General features: G+C 72.6%; 13 protein-coding genes. 9 read left to right on the top strand and 4 right to left on the bottom strand.

The genetic code is table 11. The annotated features are described in order from the left end of the window. Positions 1-104: 104 nt before the first annotated feature. Both AS97_RS11980 and AS97_RS11975 read right to left on the bottom strand, forming a co-directional pair. Positions 105-2,543, bottom strand: a complete 2,439-nt coding sequence (locus tag AS97_RS11980; RefSeq protein ID WP_210564870.1) for a helix-hairpin-helix domain-containing protein — start codon at positions 2,541-2,543, stop codon at positions 105-107. Beyond that, on the bottom strand, positions 2,540-3,520 hold the full coding sequence (locus tag AS97_RS11975) for an aldo/keto reductase (protein WP_059148632.1): 981 nt from the start codon (positions 3,518-3,520) through the stop codon (positions 2,540-2,542). The genes AS97_RS11980 and AS97_RS11975 overlap by 4 nt, the downstream gene beginning before the upstream one ends. A gap of 127 nt (positions 3,521-3,647) precedes the next feature. Here AS97_RS11975 and AS97_RS11970 point away from each other — a divergent pair, with 127 nt between their 5' ends. After that, positions 3,648-4,697 (top strand): LLM class F420-dependent oxidoreductase, encoded by a 1,050-nt coding sequence (locus tag AS97_RS11970; protein WP_086705826.1) that lies wholly within the window; start codon positions 3,648-3,650, stop codon positions 4,695-4,697. A gap of 457 nt (positions 4,698-5,154) precedes the next feature. After that, entirely contained in the window at positions 5,155-5,961 is an 807-nt protein-coding gene (locus tag AS97_RS11965) for a ferritin-like domain-containing protein (RefSeq protein ID WP_210567196.1), read from the top strand. A gap of 77 nt (positions 5,962-6,038) precedes the next feature. Here AS97_RS11965 and AS97_RS11960 read toward each other — a convergent pair whose 3' ends face one another. Continuing rightward, positions 6,039-7,031, bottom strand: a complete 993-nt coding sequence (locus AS97_RS11960; RefSeq protein WP_059148630.1) for a magnesium and cobalt transport protein CorA — start codon at positions 7,029-7,031, stop codon at positions 6,039-6,041. A gap of 97 nt (positions 7,032-7,128) precedes the next feature. On the opposite strand from AS97_RS11960, the gene AS97_RS11955 reads away from it, so the two are divergent. The 4 genes from AS97_RS11955 to mshC all read left to right on the top strand — a co-directional run bounded on the left by AS97_RS11955 (position 7,129) and on the right by mshC (position 10,943). Continuing rightward, on the top strand, positions 7,129-7,824 hold the full coding sequence (locus AS97_RS11955; RefSeq protein WP_059148629.1) for a histidine phosphatase family protein: 696 nt from the start codon (positions 7,129-7,131) through the stop codon (positions 7,822-7,824). Between the two features lie 124 nt (positions 7,825-7,948). Further along, positions 7,949-8,539, top strand: coding sequence for a DUF3090 domain-containing protein (locus AS97_RS11950; protein ID WP_078640529.1), 591 nt, complete (start codon positions 7,949-7,951; stop codon positions 8,537-8,539). Continuing rightward, entirely contained in the window at positions 8,503-9,441 is a 939-nt protein-coding gene (locus tag AS97_RS11945; protein ID WP_210564869.1) for an SCO1664 family protein, read from the top strand. The genes AS97_RS11950 and AS97_RS11945 overlap by 37 nt, the downstream gene beginning before the upstream one ends. Before the next feature lie 272 nt (positions 9,442-9,713). Continuing rightward, positions 9,714-10,943, top strand: a complete 1,230-nt coding sequence (gene mshC, locus AS97_RS11940) for a cysteine--1-D-myo-inosityl 2-amino-2-deoxy-alpha-D-glucopyranoside ligase (protein WP_086705823.1) — start codon at positions 9,714-9,716, stop codon at positions 10,941-10,943. Positions 10,944-11,134: 191 nt separating this feature from the next. Here the strand turns inward: mshC and AS97_RS11935 are convergent, their stop codons facing one another. Beyond that, complete coding sequence (locus AS97_RS11935) at positions 11,135-12,277, bottom strand: PAC2 family protein (protein WP_210564868.1); 1,143 nt, start codon at positions 12,275-12,277, stop codon at positions 11,135-11,137. A gap of 260 nt (positions 12,278-12,537) precedes the next feature. Here AS97_RS11935 and AS97_RS11930 point away from each other — a divergent pair, with 260 nt between their 5' ends. From AS97_RS11930 to AS97_RS11920, 3 genes are all read left to right on the top strand, one after another. Next, positions 12,538-13,938 carry an enolase C-terminal domain-like protein gene (locus AS97_RS11930; protein WP_247204799.1) on the top strand — a complete coding sequence of 467 codons (1,401 nt, stop codon included), beginning with the start codon at positions 12,538-12,540 and terminating at the stop codon, positions 13,936-13,938. Next, positions 13,935-14,711, top strand: coding sequence for an SDR family oxidoreductase (locus AS97_RS11925; RefSeq protein WP_210564867.1), 777 nt, complete (start codon positions 13,935-13,937; stop codon positions 14,709-14,711). The genes AS97_RS11930 and AS97_RS11925 overlap by 4 nt, the downstream gene beginning before the upstream one ends. Before the next feature lie 117 nt (positions 14,712-14,828). Next, complete coding sequence (locus AS97_RS11920; RefSeq protein ID WP_059148652.1) at positions 14,829-15,863, top strand: sugar ABC transporter substrate-binding protein; 1,035 nt, start codon at positions 14,829-14,831, stop codon at positions 15,861-15,863. Position 15,864 lies beyond the last annotated feature (1 nt).

The raw sequence follows: 15,864 nt of genomic DNA, 5'->3' as shown, positions 1-15,864 counted from the left end.
CTCCGGACTGATCGCCCGGCCCCGGATCACCCCGCCTCACGGTGGGGTGATCCGGGGCCATGGTGTGTCCGGGGCCCTGTCGCGAGCCGGTGCCGGGCCGCAGGTCAGCCGGTGGGCCCGGCCGGGACCTGGGCCTGGAGCAGGGCGCGCAGCCGTGTGGTGCGCTCCTTGAAGGGGATCTCCGCCACCGCCCGGGGCAGCGCCCCCTCGGCGCCGTGGACCACCGACAGATGACGCTCACCGCGGCTGAAGGCCGTGTAGATCCAGGCGCGGGTCAGCCCCGCCGTGGCGTCGCCCGGCAGCACCACCACGGCCGCGGGCCAGCGCGCTCCGGCAGCCTGGTGGGCGGTGAGGGCCCAGCCGTGCCGCACCAGCTCGCCGACCTCGGTGCGCGGCACCACGACGGGGCCGCCCGCGCAGTCCAGCCGCAGCCCCTCGGCGTCCGCCGAGACCACCGTGCCCGGCACCGTACGGCCGGGGGCCGGGGTGTATGCCACGCGGTCGCCCGGGTCGAAGCCGCCGAACTGGCCGGGGCCGGGGTTGAGCCGGGTCTTCAGGGCGGCGTTGAGCGCGCGGGTGCCGGCCGCGCCACCGTGGCCCGGGGTGATCACCTGGGTCTGCTCCGCCGGGATGCCGATCGCACGGGGCACCGAATCGGCGACGAGCTGCACCGTGCGGTGCACCGCCTCGCCCGCGTCCCGCACGGGCACGATCACCACTTCCTTGCCGGGCGCCTCCACCTGGTTGAGCTCGCCGATCCCGATCCCCGAGACCAGCTCGCCGATGGGGCCCGGGTCGGGGGTGCGGGAGACGACCTGCGGGCAGCGGCGGGCCGCCACCAGGTCCGCGAAGACCCGGCCGGGGCCGGCCGACCACAGCACCCCGGTGTCCCCGCTCAGCACGAGACGGGCGCCGTCCGGCAGCGACTCGACGAGCATCGCGGCCGTTTCCACATCGAGCTGTGAGGCGTCCAGCACGGCGAGCAGATCGAGCGCGAGCGCGCCCTCCTCGTCGCGTCCGGGGCCCTCGGCGTCAGCCAGCAGCCCGGCGACGGTGACGGCCGCGGAAGCGGCCTCCGGATCGGCGCCCGGGGCCTCGCTCAGGGAGGCGGCCAGCCGCCGCCTGCCGTCCTCGCTGTGCGCCGCCGCGTAGGCCCGTAGGCCCAGGGCGCGGGCGGCGGCGACCAGCGCCGCCGGTTCGTCGCGCGCCGCCTCGCCACCGCTGTGGGTGACCAGGCCGTGGGCCGCGACCGTACGGATCAGCTCCGCGGCGGAGGCGGTCGGCGCGGCGGCGGCCGCGCTCTCCCACTCGGGCGCGCCGGGGCCGTCCGCGGTTGGCTCGCCGTCTTGCGGTGGGACGAAGGTGCTCGCCATCCGGGCGAGAGCGTCGGCCAGGCTCTCCTCCGCCAGGGCATAGCGGTCCAGCCCCAGCAGCACCCGCACCGGCTGCTCGGCCTCCTCGTCGTCGGCCGCCTGGGGACGGGCCCCTGGCGGGGCGTCGAGCGCGTCCTGGAAGACCAGCACCGCACCTTCCGCGATCGCGGTGCGCAGTGCCTCGTCCGGGTCCGGCACGGACACCTTGGCGAGTGCGTCGCGCAGCGTGGACGACTCCAGCGCGGTGTGTCCTTCGAGGGCGGCGCGCTCCAGCAGCCAGCCGGTGAGCGCCAGCGCACGACGCTCGTCGCCGGGCTCGCAGGCCGGACCGAGGAGGGCGCGAGCGAAGCCGTCCGCCTGGTCGGGGCGCACACCGGGCACGGCCAGCAGCTGCCAGGGGTCCTCGCGCAGCGTCTCGGCGGCGCGCTCCCCGAGCGTTTCGGCGACCGGCCCGGCCAGGCTCTCGGGGGCTCCGCCCGCCGCGAGCACCTGCCGAACGTCCCCGCTGCCGGGGATCTCGCCCCCTGGCCCGGGCGCCGGACGGGCCGATGGCGGCCGCACGGGAGCGGGCGCGGGTGCGGGGGCCGCCGTACGGGGCCGCTCGCGCACGGGCCCGGCGGGGGCGGTGGGGGTGGGCGCCGCCGGACGGCGCGCGGGGGCGTCGTTGAAGAACGACGCTGCCGACCGCTCACCGCTCTCCACGGCCCGTACGGCAGCGGCCAACGCCTCAGCCGCCGCCGACCGCCGCCCCTTCTCGCCCGCCCCGTCCCCGGGGGTGGCCGCGGCCCGCTCACGGTCGCCGCTCCCGCTGTGGGCGCCCGCTTCCGTAGCGGGACCGTCGGCCTCGCCCGCCGGAGGCTGTTCGCGGTCGGCGCTCCCGCCGTGGGTGCCGCCCGTTCCGGCGGTGGGAGCCTTGGTGTCGTCGGCCCCGCCCTGTCCGGCGGCCGCCGTCCCCGCGTCGTTCCGGTCCCTCCCCGACGGGGCACTCGCGCCGCCGGGCTCGCTGTGGTCGTCCGGGGTGTGGTCCGGCTCCGTCCCGGCGGTGGCGGGGCCTCCGGGGCCGCCCGGGGCCGGGGTCCCGGTGCCGTCCGGCTCCGCCGGCACGGCGGGATGGGGCTCGGCCTCCTCGGGCGCGGATGCGGCCTCGCCGGCGAGGCGGTCGGTACTCACAGCGTGCTCCAGTCCTGATCGGGATAGCGGTGCACGGGCGCCGACACATCGTCGAGCGCCTGGCAGATCTCGTCCGGAAGACTAAGGCTCTCCGCCGACAACGCCGCTCTCAGCTGTTGGGCGTTGCGCGCGCCGACGATCGGCGCGGTGACACCCGGGCGGTCGCGGACCCAGGCGAGCGCCACATTGAGCGCGGTGGTCGCCAGGCCGTCGGCGGCTATGGCGACCGCCTCGACGATCCGGCTCGCCTCCTCGTCCAGATAGGGGGCGACGAAGGCCGCGAGCTCGGAGGCGCCGCGCGAGTCGGCGGGTGTCGTGTGGCGGTACTTGCCGGTGAGCACACCGCGGCCGAGCGGCGAGGACGGCAGCAGCCCGACGCCGAGGTCGAGGGCGGCGGGCAGCACCTCGCGCTCCACACCGCGCTGGAGCAGTGAATACTCCATCTGCGTGCTGGCCAGCCGGGTGTGCGCACCGGAGGAGGCCAGCTGCCAGGTGGCGGCCTTCGCGAGCTGCCAGCCGCTGAAGTTGGACACCCCCACATAGCGGGCCCGGCCGCTGCTGACCGCGATGTCGAGCGCCTGCAGGGTCTCCTCGAGCGGGGTGAACGGGTCGAAGGCGTGCACCTGCCACAGGTCGACATAGTCCGTGCCCAGCCGCTCCAGGGAAGCGTCCAGCGCGCCCAGCAGATGGCCGCGCGAGCCGTCGAAGCGGCGGTCGGGATCGGGCACGCTGCCGGCCTTGGTGGCGATCTGCAGATCGCGCCGCGGCAGCAGCCCCTCCAGCAGCTGCCCCAGGAGGTATTCGGCGCCGCCGTCCGCGTAGACATCCGCGGTGTCGACCAGCGTCCCGCCCGCCTCCCAGAACGCCTTGAGCTGATCCGCGGCGTCGTGTTCGTCTGTGTCCCGCCCCCAAGTGAGCGTGCCGAGGCCGAGCCGGGAGACGCGCAGACCCGTGCGGCCGAGGTGCCTTAGCTCCATGAACGTCGAGATTACTGTCCGGACAGTGACCCGTGGCAGCCTGTGGATAACCCACCCCTGACGTATCCCGGCCGTGCGCGCTAGAGTCCCCGGAACAGCAGCGTTACTGATCAGTAAGAGGTGCGGTATGAGGCTCGGGATCAACCTTGGCTACTGGGGCGGCGGAATGGACGCCGACAACCTCGAGGTCGCCCGCGAGGCCGATCGGCTCGGGTACGCCGTCTGCTGGGCCGCCGAAGCCTACGGTTCGGACGCGGCCACGGTCCTCGCATGGGTCGCCGCGCAGACCGAGCGCATCGACGTCGGCTCCGCCATCTTCCAGATTCCGGCCCGTACCCCCGCCATGACGGCCATGACCGCCGCCACCCTCGACACCCTCTCCGGTGGCCGCTTCCGCCTCGGGCTCGGCGTCTCGGGGCCGCAGGTGTCCGAGGGCTGGTACGGGACGCGGTTCGACAAGCCGCTCGCCCGCACCCGCGAGTACGTGGAGATCATCCGCAAGGCGATGTCACGCGAGCGGCTGACGCACGAGGGCCAGAACTGGACGCTGCCGCTGCCCGACGGTCCCGGCAAGCCCCTCAAGCTGACCGTGCACCCGGTGCGGGAGCACATCCCGCTGTACATCGCCGCCATCGGCCCGAAGAACCTGGAGCAGACCGGCGAGATCGCCGACGGCGCCCTGGTCCTCTTCTACGCCCCCGAGCACGCCGAGGCGACCACCCTCGGCTCGCTGCGCGCGGGCCGGGAGAAGGCGGGCAAGGACCTCGAGGGCTTCGACGTGGTGCCCACCGTCCCCATGGCCCTCGGCGAGGATGTGCGCGCCCTCGCCGACCAGTTCCGCCCGTACACGGCGCTCTACGTGGGCGGTATGGGCAGCGCCAAGCAGAACTTCTACAACAAGCTCGCGCAGCGCATGGGGTACGAGAAGGAGGCCGCCGAGATCCAGGAGAAGTACCTCTCCGGGGACAAGGAGGGCGCCGCCGCGGCCGTCCCCCACGAGCTGATCGACTCCACCTCGCTGCTCGGCCCCGTGGAGCGCATCGCGGACCGTATGCAGGCGTACGCGGAGGCCGGGGTCACCACCCTGTCGCTCACCCCCACGGGCTCCACGCTGGAGGAGCGCCTCGCCGGGCTGCGGGCGGGCGTGGAGGCCCTGGATCGGGCCGGAGTCGCGTAAAGGGCGGCGACCAGCGCAAAGGGCCGCCATCGGGCGCCGAGAGGGCGACCAGCGCCAGGGGCGGCCCTGCTCGCGGTAAGGCGGTGAGAAGTCGCGATGGCGCTCGCAGCGCCGTGACAAGCCGCACACCGGCCGTCGAAGGCCCTTGGGGAGTCGGCTCTCGGCTGAAGAGTCGGCTCTGCTGGGGAGCCGGTTCCGGCGCCGCGCCGGGAGGATTCTGCGGCCGTGGTGGGGGCTCGGGGGTCTTCCCCGCCACGGCCGTCATCCAGCACAACGCCTCCGCCGCCCAGGAGTTACGGGGGCGCGGCACCCACACCGTCCTCCGTTCGGCCGAGCCGTGAGGCTCAGCTGTTGCCGCCGCGCCCACCGGGCCGTTGACTTATTCTGCGCGGCCCCTGCGCGGATGTCGGCACGGAAGCGCACGGCTGCGCACGACAAGCGCACGGAGGTGGCGGCGATGTTCTCGGCGAAAAGCGTGTTCCAGGAGATCCTCGACAACGACGAGTCGTTCCGCCTCTTCTGCTCCGTCGCGGCCAGCGGGGAGGCCCAGGGAGGCTGGGAGAACGGCCGGATCGCCGCCCTCGTGCCCGAGAGCCTGCGCGACCTCGCCCCCAAGATCGCCCGCCATGGCGCCGACGAGGACAAACACGGCCGGATCTTCAACGCCCTGCTGAGCAAGCGCGATCTGGAGCCCATGGAGGTGCCGCGCGCGGCCGACTACACGATGCTCCTGGAGGCGCGCGGCATCGGCCTCGCCCATGACAAGCTGCGCCGCGACGAGCCGCTCACCGAGCACGACATCGTGATCTACCTCGCCCACAGCCGGGTCACCGAACAGCGTGCCTCGGCGCAGATGGTGATGTTGCGCAGATGCTTCGGCGATCACCCCGACCTCGGCCGCGCCGTGCGCATGATCGCGGAGGACGAGGACAACCACCTCGCCTACTGCCACGAGGAGCTGCTGCGCCTGGCCGCCGCCGGATACGGCCGGACCATCCAGCGGGTCCTGCGGGAGAGCGCACTCGTCGAGATGGAGGTCTACCGGGACGTCAGCCTGGCCGTGATGGCCCACATGGGGTGCGTCCTCGGCTGGCCCAAGCCGAAGGCCGCGCTGTTCGCGGCCGGGATCCACGCCCTGCACGGGTATGAGCGGCTGGGCGGCTGGCGGCGCATGGTGTCCCTGCGAATGCCCGAGCGGCGCAACGCGCTCGGCGGGCCCGCGCAGAGCGCTTCCGGGGCATCCGAGGCGGCCGAGTTCGTCTGAGCCCGCCGACGGGCCCGCGGGCGCGCCCGGGGGCAGGTGCCGCCAGGAGGGTCAGCCGCCGGACCGCAGCCGCCCGATCAGAGCCAGCCGCGGCGCTTGAACCAGCGGTACAGCACGGCGATCACACCCCCCATGAGCGCGACCACCCCCGGGTATCCCCAGGGCTGCTTCAGCTCGGGCATATGCTGGAAATTCATGCCGTAGATCCCGGCGATCATCGTCGGTACCGCCGCCATCGCCGCCCACGCCGAGATCTTCCGCATGTCGTCGTTCTGCCGCACGCCCATCTGCGCGAGATGGGCGGAGAGGATGTCCGACAGCAGCCGGTCCAGCCCCTCCACATGCTCGTTCACCCGGGTCAGATGGTCGCTGACATCGCGGAAGAACGGCCGGGAGCCCTCGTGCACGAACGGCACCCCGGCGCCGGTGAGCCGCTCCATCGGCTCCCCCAACGGCCCGGTCGACCGGCGGAATTCCATCACCTCGCGCTTGAAGGCGTAGATCCGCCCGGCGGTGTTCTGCCCGGCGCCCGCGTTCGGGGCGAACACCTCCGTCTCCAGCCCCTCCAGGTCCCCGTGCAGCGCGTCGGCCACGTCCAGGTAGTGGTCCACGACCGCGTCGGAGACCGCGTACATCACCGCGGTCGGACCGTGCTGGAGCACCTCGGGCGTCTTCTCCAGCCGGTCCCGCACCGTGCTGAGCGGATTCGCTCCGCCGTGCCTTACGGTCACCACGAAGGAGTCACCGACGAAGACCATCAGCTCACCCGCTGTGACGGTGCCGGCCTTGTCGTCGTACTGGACCGGCTTGAGCACCAGGAACAGCGAATCGTCATAGACCTCCAGCTTCGGCCTCTGGTGGGCGCGCAGGGCGTCCTCCACGGCCAGCGGATGAAGTCCGAACTCGCTGGTGACCAGCTCGAACTCCTTCTCGGTCGGCTCATGCAGGCCGATCCACAAGAAGGCGTCCCCTCTCGCGCGCGCCTCGTCGAGGGCGTCGGAGAAGTCGGCGGGCCCCTCGGTGCGGCACCCGTCCCGGTAGATGGCACAATCCACGATCACGCAGCGCATTCTGCCTCGCGTGATGGCGGTAGGCACAGGGGGCCCTTGTGCGGGATCGGTGCGCATGCCCGCTGAGCGGCGCCGGAGGGGTCGTAGGGTGGCAGGCATGCCCATGCTGATCCTCGTACGGCACGGCCGGTCCACCGCCAACACCGCGGGCGTCCTCGCGGGCTGGACTCCCGGTGTCGCCCTCGACGAGCGCGGTGCGGCCCAGGCCGCGGCGCTGCCCGGCAGGCTGGCCGGGCTGCCCCTGGCCGCCGCCGTCACCAGCCCCCTGCAGCGCTGCCGGGAGACGCTGGCCCCGCTGCTCGCCGCCCGCCCCGACCTGCCGCTGCACCCCGACGACCGGATCGGGGAGTGCCACTACGGCGACTGGTCGGGCCGTAAGCTCGCCGAGCTCGCCGATGAACCACTGATGAACATCGTCCAGCAGCATCCGTCGGCCGCCGCCTTCCCCGGTGGCGAGTCCATGCGCGCCATGCACACGCGCGCGGTCGAGGCGGTGCGCGACTGGAACGCCCGCATCGAGCGGGAGCACGGCGCCGACGCGGTCTATCTGATGTGCTCCCACGGGGACGTCATCAAGGCGATCGTCGCGGACGCCCTCGGGCTGCATCTCGATCTCTTTCAGCGGATCTCGGTCGAGCCCTGCTCGGTCACCGCGATCCGGTACACCCCGACCCGGCCCTTCGTCGTCCGGCTCGGCGACACCGGCGACTTCGCGGGGCTGGCCCCGCGCGAGGAGACCACCGGCGACCGGGGCGGGGACGCGGCGGTGGGCGGCGACGCGGGAGCACCGTGATCTCCGTGCGCAGTAGGGTGGTGCCGCGGTGCGAGGGCGCCGTGACAGCCCTGACCGGGCGGTCGTGGCACCCAGCGGTCAGCAGTCAGTCAGCCGAACAGTCGAACCAAAATGGAGCAGGACGTTGTCCCGTCAGGTGTTCCTCTATGACCCGCCGGACCGTTTCGTCGCCGGTACGGTCGGGCTGCCTGGTCGCCGTACCTTTTTCCTGCAGGCGTCCGCCAGTGGCCGGACCACCAGTGTCGCCTTGGAGAAGACGCAGGTCGCCGCGTTGGCCGAGCGGATAGACGAGCTGCTGGACGAGGTGGTGCGGCGCACCGGCGGAAACGCCCCGGTCCCCGCCGTCGCGCCGACCGAACTCACCGACACCGCACCGCTGGAGGCCCCCGTGGAGGAGGAGTTCCGGGTCGGCACCATGGCACTCGCCTGGGACGGCGAGGAACAGCGGATGATCGTCGAGGCACAGGCGCTGGTCGAGCTGGAGGCCGAGTCCGAGGAGGACTTGGCCGAGGCCGAGGAGCGGCTGCTCCAGGACGATGTGAACGGCCCGCCCATGCTGCGGGTGCGGCTCACCGGTACGCAGGCGAGGGCGTTCGCCAAGCGCGCCCTGGAGGTCGTCAACGCCGGCCGGCCGCCTTGCCCGCTGTGCAGTCTGCCGCTCGACCCGGAGGGACACGTATGTCCGCGCCAGAACGGATACCGCCGCGGAGCCTGACGCCGCCCACCCGTCTCGCACCACCACCCTCAACGGAGGCTTCGCGCCTCTTGCCCCCGGCCGAGCTGCTGGCTCTCGGTGAGCTGACGGTGCGCGGACAGGTCCGGGAGGCGTCCAACGCGGTGCTGTACTGCACGGTCGAGTACGACGGCCACAGTGCCCCCTGCGTCTACAAGCCGGTGGCCGGGGAACGGCCGCTGTGGGACTTCCCGGACGGCACGCTCGCCCAGCGCGAGGTCGCGGCGTACGAGATCTCCGAGGCCACCGGCTGGGGCCTGGTGCCGCCCACCGTGCTGCGCGACGGGCCGTACGGGCAGGGGATGTGCCAGCTCTGGATAGAGGTCGAGGTGGCCCCCGACGGGGCGGACAGCGACGGATCCGCGGACGGCGACGGCGAGGGATCCGGGGAGATCGGGGGAGCGGAGCTGCTCGCGCTCGTCGAGGGCGACGAACCGGGCCCCGGCTGGAAGGCGATCGGCTACGCCGAGGTGGGCGAGGGCCGTACGGCGCTGCTGGTCCACGCCGACGACGTACGGCTGCGCCGGCTGGCCGTCCTCGACGCGGTGATCAACAACGGTGACCGCAAGGGAGGCCATCTGCTGCCCGCGGCCGGTGGCCGGCTCTATGCGATTGATCACGGAGTGACCTTCAACGCCGACGACAAGCTGCGCACGCTGCTGTGGGGCTGGGCCGGGGAGCCGCTGCCGGACGATGTGCTGGAGGTGCTGCGCCGGTTGGCGGACCAGCTGGCCGACGGCGGCGCGCTCTGCGCCCGGCTGGCGGAGCTGATCACCGGGGCCGAGATCGAGGCTCTCAGGGCCCGTGTGGCCACGCTGTTGCGGACCGGGAAGCACCCCGAGCCCAGCGGCCAGTGGCCCGCCATCCCCTGGCCGCCGGTCTGAGGCGGCCGGTCCAGGCGGCCGGTCTGAGGCCGCCTGGCCCGGCGGCCACCGGGCCCGGCGGCCGCGTCCGGCTCCGGGTTTCCTGGCCGCCGGTCTGAGCGGAGTGTCCCGTTCCGCCTCCGGGCGGCGCTCCGCCGAGTCCCCGCCCGGCAGCCGTGGGACGCGGCTCAGGGGGCCCATGCAGCTCACGGGCGCATCCACAAGACCGCCCTTCCGGCCAACACCGCTGGTCCGGTTCGTATACGGACGCTGCATCCGGTTACGCTCATTGCATGTATGCCTGGCCCGCTTCTGAGGTTCCCGCCCTGCCCGGCAGTGGCCGGGACCTGAGCATTCACGACACCGCGACCGGGGGACGGATCACTCTGACCCCCGGTCCCGTCGCGCGCATCTACGTCTGCGGGATCACCCCGTACGACGCGACCCACATGGGTCATGCCGCGACCTACAACGCGTTCGACCTCGTTCAGCGCGTATGGCTCGACACCAAGCGCCAGGTTCACTACGTCCAGAACGTCACGGATGTCGACGACCCCCTGCTGGAGCGGGCCCAGCGGAACGGCGACGACTGGACGGCCCTCGCCGAGCGCGAGACCGCCCTCTTCCGTGAGGACATGACGGCCCTGCGGATGCTGCCCCCGCGCCACTACATCGGCGCCGTCGAGTCGATACCGGGCATCGTGCCGCTCGTGGAGCGGCTGCGCGACCTGGGCGCCGCCTATGAACTCGAAGGCGACATCTACTTCTCCGTGGAGTCCGACCCCTCCTTCGGGTCGGTCAGCCGGCTCGACGCCGAGGCCATGCGGCTGCTGTCCGCCGAGCGCGGCGGCGACCCGGAGCGCCCCGGCAAGAAGAACCCCCTCGACCCGATGCTGTGGATGGCCGCCCGTGACGGCGAGCCGAGTTGGGACGGCGGATCGCTCGGCGCCGGCCGCCCCGGCTGGCACATCGAGTGTGTGGCCATCGCCCTGGACCATCTCGGCATGGGCTTCGATGTGCAGGGCGGCGGATCCGATCTCGCCTTCCCGCACCATGAGATGGGCGCCTCGCACGCCCAGGTGCTCACCGGTGAGCGGCCGTTCGCCAAAACGTATGTGCACGCCGGAATGGTGGCCCTGGACGGCGAGAAGATGTCCAAGTCCAAGGGCAATCTGGTCTTCGTCTCGGCGCTGCGCCGCGACGGTGTGGACCCGGCGGCCATACGGCTCGCGCTGCTGGCCCACCACTACCGCGCGGACTGGGAGTGGACGGACGGGGTGCTGCGGGAGGCCGAGGAGCGCCTCGGGCGCTGGCGTGCGGCCGTCTCGCGACCGGACGGGCCCTCGGCCGCCGCGCTGGTGGAGGAGATCCGCGAGGCGCTCGCGAACGACCTGGACTCCCCGGCCGCCCTGGCCGCCGTCGACCGCTGGGCGGCCACGCAGACGGCCACCGGCGGTACGGACGAGGGGGCGCCCGGGCTGGTCTCGCGCGCCGTGGACGCGCTGCTGGGCGTGGCGCTCTGACGCGGCGTCGTATCGCCGCACCGGGATGACGGTGAACGCATGAGCCCGCGCCGGGGTCCTCCCGGCGCGGGCTCGTCGCCGCGTCCCGTCTGCCGCGCCACGGGCTGACGTGGGGACGCGTGACGCCGGGCGTCATGTGGGCCCGTGCACCGTACGGAGCGTGGCGTACGCGCGCGGTGGCGCGGCCGCGGCTACCGGCCGGAGCCGGACCCCTCGTCCCCGTCGCCGCCCCGGTCCGTGCCGCCCTCGTCGCGGCGGGAGGCGTCCTGGCCCTCACCGCCCTGGGCGCCCTGGGCGTCGTCCGGGCCCTTGGCGTCGTCCTCGGCGCCGCCGGTGTCCTCGGTGTCGTTGGCCACCTCGTCCTTGGGGGACGGCTTACGCGGCCGCCCATGGCCGGTGGAGGGATCCCGCAGATAGGGGGCGCCGGGGCCGCCCGTGCCGCCCTCCGCGAGACCACCGCTCTCGGTCGCATGGCCGCCGGGGCCGGGCTGGCCGTCGCGCCGCCGCAGATAGCGCTCGAATTCGCGGGCGATGGCCTCGCCCGACGCCTCCGGCAGCTCGGCGGTGTCCCGCGCCTCCTCCAGCGACTGGACGTACTCGGCGACCTCGCTGTCCTCGGCGGCCAGTTGGTCCACGCCCAACTGCCAGGCCCGTGAGTCCTCGGTCAGCTCGCCGAGGGGGATGCGCACCGAGATCAGGTCCTCGAGGCGGTTGAGCAGCGCCAGGGTGGCCTTCGGGTTCGGCGGCTGCGAGACGTAGTGCGGCACGGCCGCCCACAGGCTCACCGCCGGGACGCCGGCGTGGGCGCAGGCCTCCTGGAGGACTCCGACGATCCCGGTCGGGCCCTCGTAGCGGGTCTCCTCCAGATCGAGACTGCGGGCCAGGTCCGCGTCGGAGGTGACCCCGCTGACCGGCACCGGCCGGGTGTGCGGGGTGTCTCCGAGCAGTGCGCCGAGGATGACGACCATCTCCACGCCCAACTCATGGGCGTAGCCGAGGATCTCGTTGCAGAACGACCGCCAGCGCATGCTCGGCTCGATACCGCGCACCAGCACCAGGTCCCGGGACTTCTCCCCGGTGTCCGCCCGGACCACCGAGAGCCGGGTCGTCGGCCAAGTGATCTTGCGCACGCCGCCCTCCAGGGCAACGGTGGGCCGGTTCACCTGGAAGTCGTAGTAGTCCTCGGCGTCGAGCGAGGCGAAGACCTCGCCCTTCCACTCCCGGTCCAGGTGCCCGACCGCGGTCGAGGCGGCGTCTCCGGCGTCGTTCCAGCCTTCGAAGGCACAGATCATGACCGGGTCGATCAGCTCGGGAACCCCCTCAAGCTCGATCACCCAGCGCCTCCTTCCGGCCGGGGCGGACGGATCGGTGCCGCCACCGGCTGCAGTTCCCATTGCGTGCCACCCAAGCCTACGGCTTTCCGGTGCTCCGGCCGCAGCCCCTGTCCAGGACCACTAAGAGATTCATCCGATCTGTCCTTGGGAAGTTCTTGCGTACCTCTGGACGTAACCCTTCGCGCAGCGCTATACATCGGACCATCGCGAAAGGTCCGATGTTCTCTCTCGCGCATCGTTTCAGGGAGCCCCCATTGAGTCTGCGTCCATCCGTCACCGAGCTCGAGGTCCATGACATCCGATTTCCCACCTCGGAGCAGCTCGACGGCTCGGACGCCATGAACCCGGACCCCGACTACTCCGCCGCCTATGTCGTGCTGCGCACGGACGCGGGGGAGGGGGCGGCGTCCGAGGGGCACGGCTTCGTCTTCACCATCGGCCGCGGCAACGATGTCACCGCGGCCGCCATCCGCTCTCTCCGCCTCCATGTGGTGGGCCGCCCCGCGCCGCTGACGGCGGCCGATCTGGCCGCCCTGCACCGTGAACTGACCCATGACTCGCAGCTGCGCTGGCTCGGGCCGGAGAAGGGCGTCATGCATATGGCGGCGGGCGCGGTGGTCAACGCCGCCTGGGATCTCGCCGCCCGGCAGGCAGGGAAGCCGCTGTGGCAGTTCCTCGCCGAGATGTCGCCCGAGGAGCTGGTCGACTTGGTCGACTTCCGCTACCTCACCGACGCGCTCACCCGTGACGAGGCACTCGCCATCCTGCGCGCCGCCGAGCCCGGCCGCGCCGAGCGCGCCGCGCTGCTGCGCGAGCGGGGCTACCCCGCCTACACCACCTCGCCCGGCTGGCTCGGCTACTCCGACGAGAAAATGATCAAGCTGGCGCAGGAGGCCGTCGCCGACGGCTTCGGCCAGATCAAGCTCAAGGTCGGCGCCGATCTCGACGAGGACCTCAGGCGGATGCGGATCGCGCGCGAGGCGGTCGGCCCCGATGTGCGCATCGCCGTGGACGCCAACCAGCGCTGGGACGTGGCGGAGGCGGTGCGCTGGATGAGTGCCCTGGCGCCGTACGACCCGTACTGGATCGAGGAGCCCACCAGCCCGGACGACGTCCTCGCCCACGCCGCCATCCGCGCCGGACAGCCGGTCAAGGTCGCCACCGGCGAGCATGTCGCCAACCGGGTGGTCTTCAAGCAGCTGCTCCAGGCCGAGGCGGTCGACTTCGTCCAGATCGACGCGGCGCGGGTCGCCGGGGTCAATGAGAACCTCACGATCCTGCTGCTCGCCGCCAAGTACGGACTGCCGGTGTGCCCGCACGCGGGCGGCGTCGGGCTGTGCGAACTCGTCCAGCATCTCGCCATGTTCGACTTCGTGGCCGTATCGGGCAGCTGGGACGACCGGGTCATCGAGTATGTCGACCACCTCCACGAGCACTTCGCCGATCCCGTGGTCATCGAGTCGGGCCGCTACCGCGCCCCGACCGCGCCGGGCTTCTCCGCCCGTATGTACCCCGAGTCGATCGCCGCCTACCGCTATCCGGACGGGCCCGAATGGCGGGCCCGCCTCGCGGGGCCCGAACCGGCACCGCCCGCATCCGCCCCGCCCGCATCCGTACAGCCCGCATCCGCACCGCCCGTTCGACAGGAGGACAACCAGTGACCACCGGCGACTTCGAGGGGCTGGCCGCGCTCGTCACCGGCGGCGCCTCCGGTATCGGCGCCGCCATCGCCGCCACGTTGCGCGACCGGGGAGCGCGGGTCGCCGTGCTCGACCGCGATCCGTCGGGCGCCCCGGACGGCACGCTGGCGCTCACGGCCGACGTGACCTCCGACGAGGCGGTCAGGACCGCGGTGGACGTGGCGGTGAGCGAGTTCGGCGCCCTGCACACCCTCGTCGGCAACGCGGGCATCGGCGCCATCGGCAGCGTCGAGGACAACTCCGACGAGGAGTGGCACCGGCTGCTGGACATCAACGTGCTGGGCCTGGTCCGCACCGCGCGGGCCGCGCTGCCCCATCTGCGCGCCGCCGCGGTCGACCGGCCCGGCGCCGTCTCCATCACCCACACCTGCTCGATCGCCGCCACCGCCGGACTGCCGCAGCGCGCCGCCTACAGCGCCAGCAAGGGCGCGGTGCTCTCGCTGACCCTCGCCATGGCCGCGGACCACATCCGCGAGGGGGTCCGCGTCAACTGCGTCAACCCCGGCACCGCGGACACCCCGTGGGTCGGCCGGCTGCTCGACCAGGCCCCCGATCCGGCGGCCGAGCGCGCCGCCCTGGAGGCCCGTCAGCCCACCGGACGGCTGGTCTCCGCCGACGAGGTGGCCGCCGCCGTCGCGTATCTCGCCAGCCCCGCCGCCGCGGCCGTCACCGGCACCGCGCTGGCCGTCGACGGAGGAATGCAGGGACTGCGGCTGCGCCCCGCCTCCTCCTGAGACACCGTCTCCACCCCGGACGACGCCGCCACTGTGGACAACGGCTTCGCCCGGCGCTACGCCCGAGACCGGTACCACCCGCACCACTCGACCCAGAATGACCAAGGACGGGACTCGATGACGAGACTCCGCACCACCGGCACCGCCGCCTGCGCCGTGCTGCTGGCCGTCGTGGCGCTCACCGGCTGCAATCGAGAGAGCAATGGCGCCGGCGGCGGCAAGGTCGGCATCGACATGCCGCGGACGGACACCGACTTCTGGAACTCCTACCAGCAGTACCTGGAGAAGGGTGTCGACAAGGGCACCGTCTCCGCGCTGCCGCTGTCCAACTCGCAGAACGACATCTCCAAGCTGGTCGCCAACGTCCAGGCCTTCACCGACCAGGGCGCCAAGGCGATCGTCATGGCCCCCCAGGACACCGGCGCCATCTCCTCCACCCTGGAACAGCTGGAGGAGAAGAAGATCCCCGTGGTGAGCGTGGACACCCGGCCCGACTCCGGCAAGGTCTACATGGTGGTACGGGCCGACAACCGGGCGTACGGCACCAAGGCGTGCGAGTACCTCGGCGAGAAGCTGGGCGGCAAGGGCCGGGTCGCCGAACTCCAGGGCGACCTCAGCTCCATCAACGGCCGGGACCGCTCACAGGCGTTCGCCTCCTGCATGAAGAAGAAGTACCCCGGCATCAAGGTGCATGAGCTGCCCACCGACTGGAAGGGCGATGTGGCCTCCGCCAAGCTGCAGAGCCTGCTGGCCCAGCACAAGGACATCAACGGCATCTACATGCAGGCGGGCGGCGCATTCCTGCAGCCCACGCTCGCGCTGCTGGAGCAGAAGCGGCTGCTGAAGCCGGCCGGTTCGGACAAGCACATCACGATCATCTCCAACGACGGGATACCCGAGGAGCTGGACGCGATCCGCTCCGGGAAGATCGACGCCACGCTCTCCCAGCCCGCCGACCTCTACGCCCAGTGGGCCCTGAACTACGCGAAGGCCGCTCTGGACGGCAAGACGTTCAAACCCGGCCCCACCGATCACGGCTCCACCATCGTCAAGATCGAGAACGGTCTGGAGGACCAGCTCCCGGCGCCGCTGGTCACCAAGGAGAACGTCGACGACAAGAAGCTGTGGGCCAACCAGCTCGAGAAGAAGTGAC

It is taken from the genome of Streptomyces sp. AgN23 (assembly GCF_001598115.1).
GTDB lineage: Bacteria > Actinomycetota > Actinomycetes > Streptomycetales > Streptomycetaceae > Streptomyces > Streptomyces antimycoticus.
The sequence above is the reverse complement of the archived record's forward strand: the minus strand, read 5'-3'. Positions and strand labels throughout refer to the sequence as shown.

What these genes read in the sequence shown, in the direction of transcription:
- AS97_RS11975 (WP_059148632.1), bottom strand. Translation starts at nt 3,520, where the DNA reads ATGGAGCTAAGGCACCTCGGCCGCACGGGTCTGCGCGTCTCCCGGCTC.
- AS97_RS11970 (WP_086705826.1), top strand. Translation starts at nt 3,648, where the DNA reads ATGAGGCTCGGGATCAACCTTGGCTACTGGGGCGGCGGAATGGACGCC.
- AS97_RS11965 (WP_210567196.1), top strand. Translation starts at nt 5,155, where the DNA reads ATGTTCTCGGCGAAAAGCGTGTTCCAGGAGATCCTCGACAACGACGAG.
- AS97_RS11960 (WP_059148630.1), bottom strand. Translation starts at nt 7,031, where the DNA reads ATGCGCTGCGTGATCGTGGATTGTGCCATCTACCGGGACGGGTGCCGC.
- AS97_RS11955 (WP_059148629.1), top strand. Translation starts at nt 7,129, where the DNA reads ATGCCCATGCTGATCCTCGTACGGCACGGCCGGTCCACCGCCAACACC.
- AS97_RS11945 (WP_210564869.1), top strand. Translation starts at nt 8,503, where the DNA reads ATGTCCGCGCCAGAACGGATACCGCCGCGGAGCCTGACGCCGCCCACC.
- mshC (WP_086705823.1), top strand. Translation starts at nt 9,714, where the DNA reads ATGTATGCCTGGCCCGCTTCTGAGGTTCCCGCCCTGCCCGGCAGTGGC.
- AS97_RS11920 (WP_059148652.1), top strand. Translation starts at nt 14,829, where the DNA reads ATGACGAGACTCCGCACCACCGGCACCGCCGCCTGCGCCGTGCTGCTG.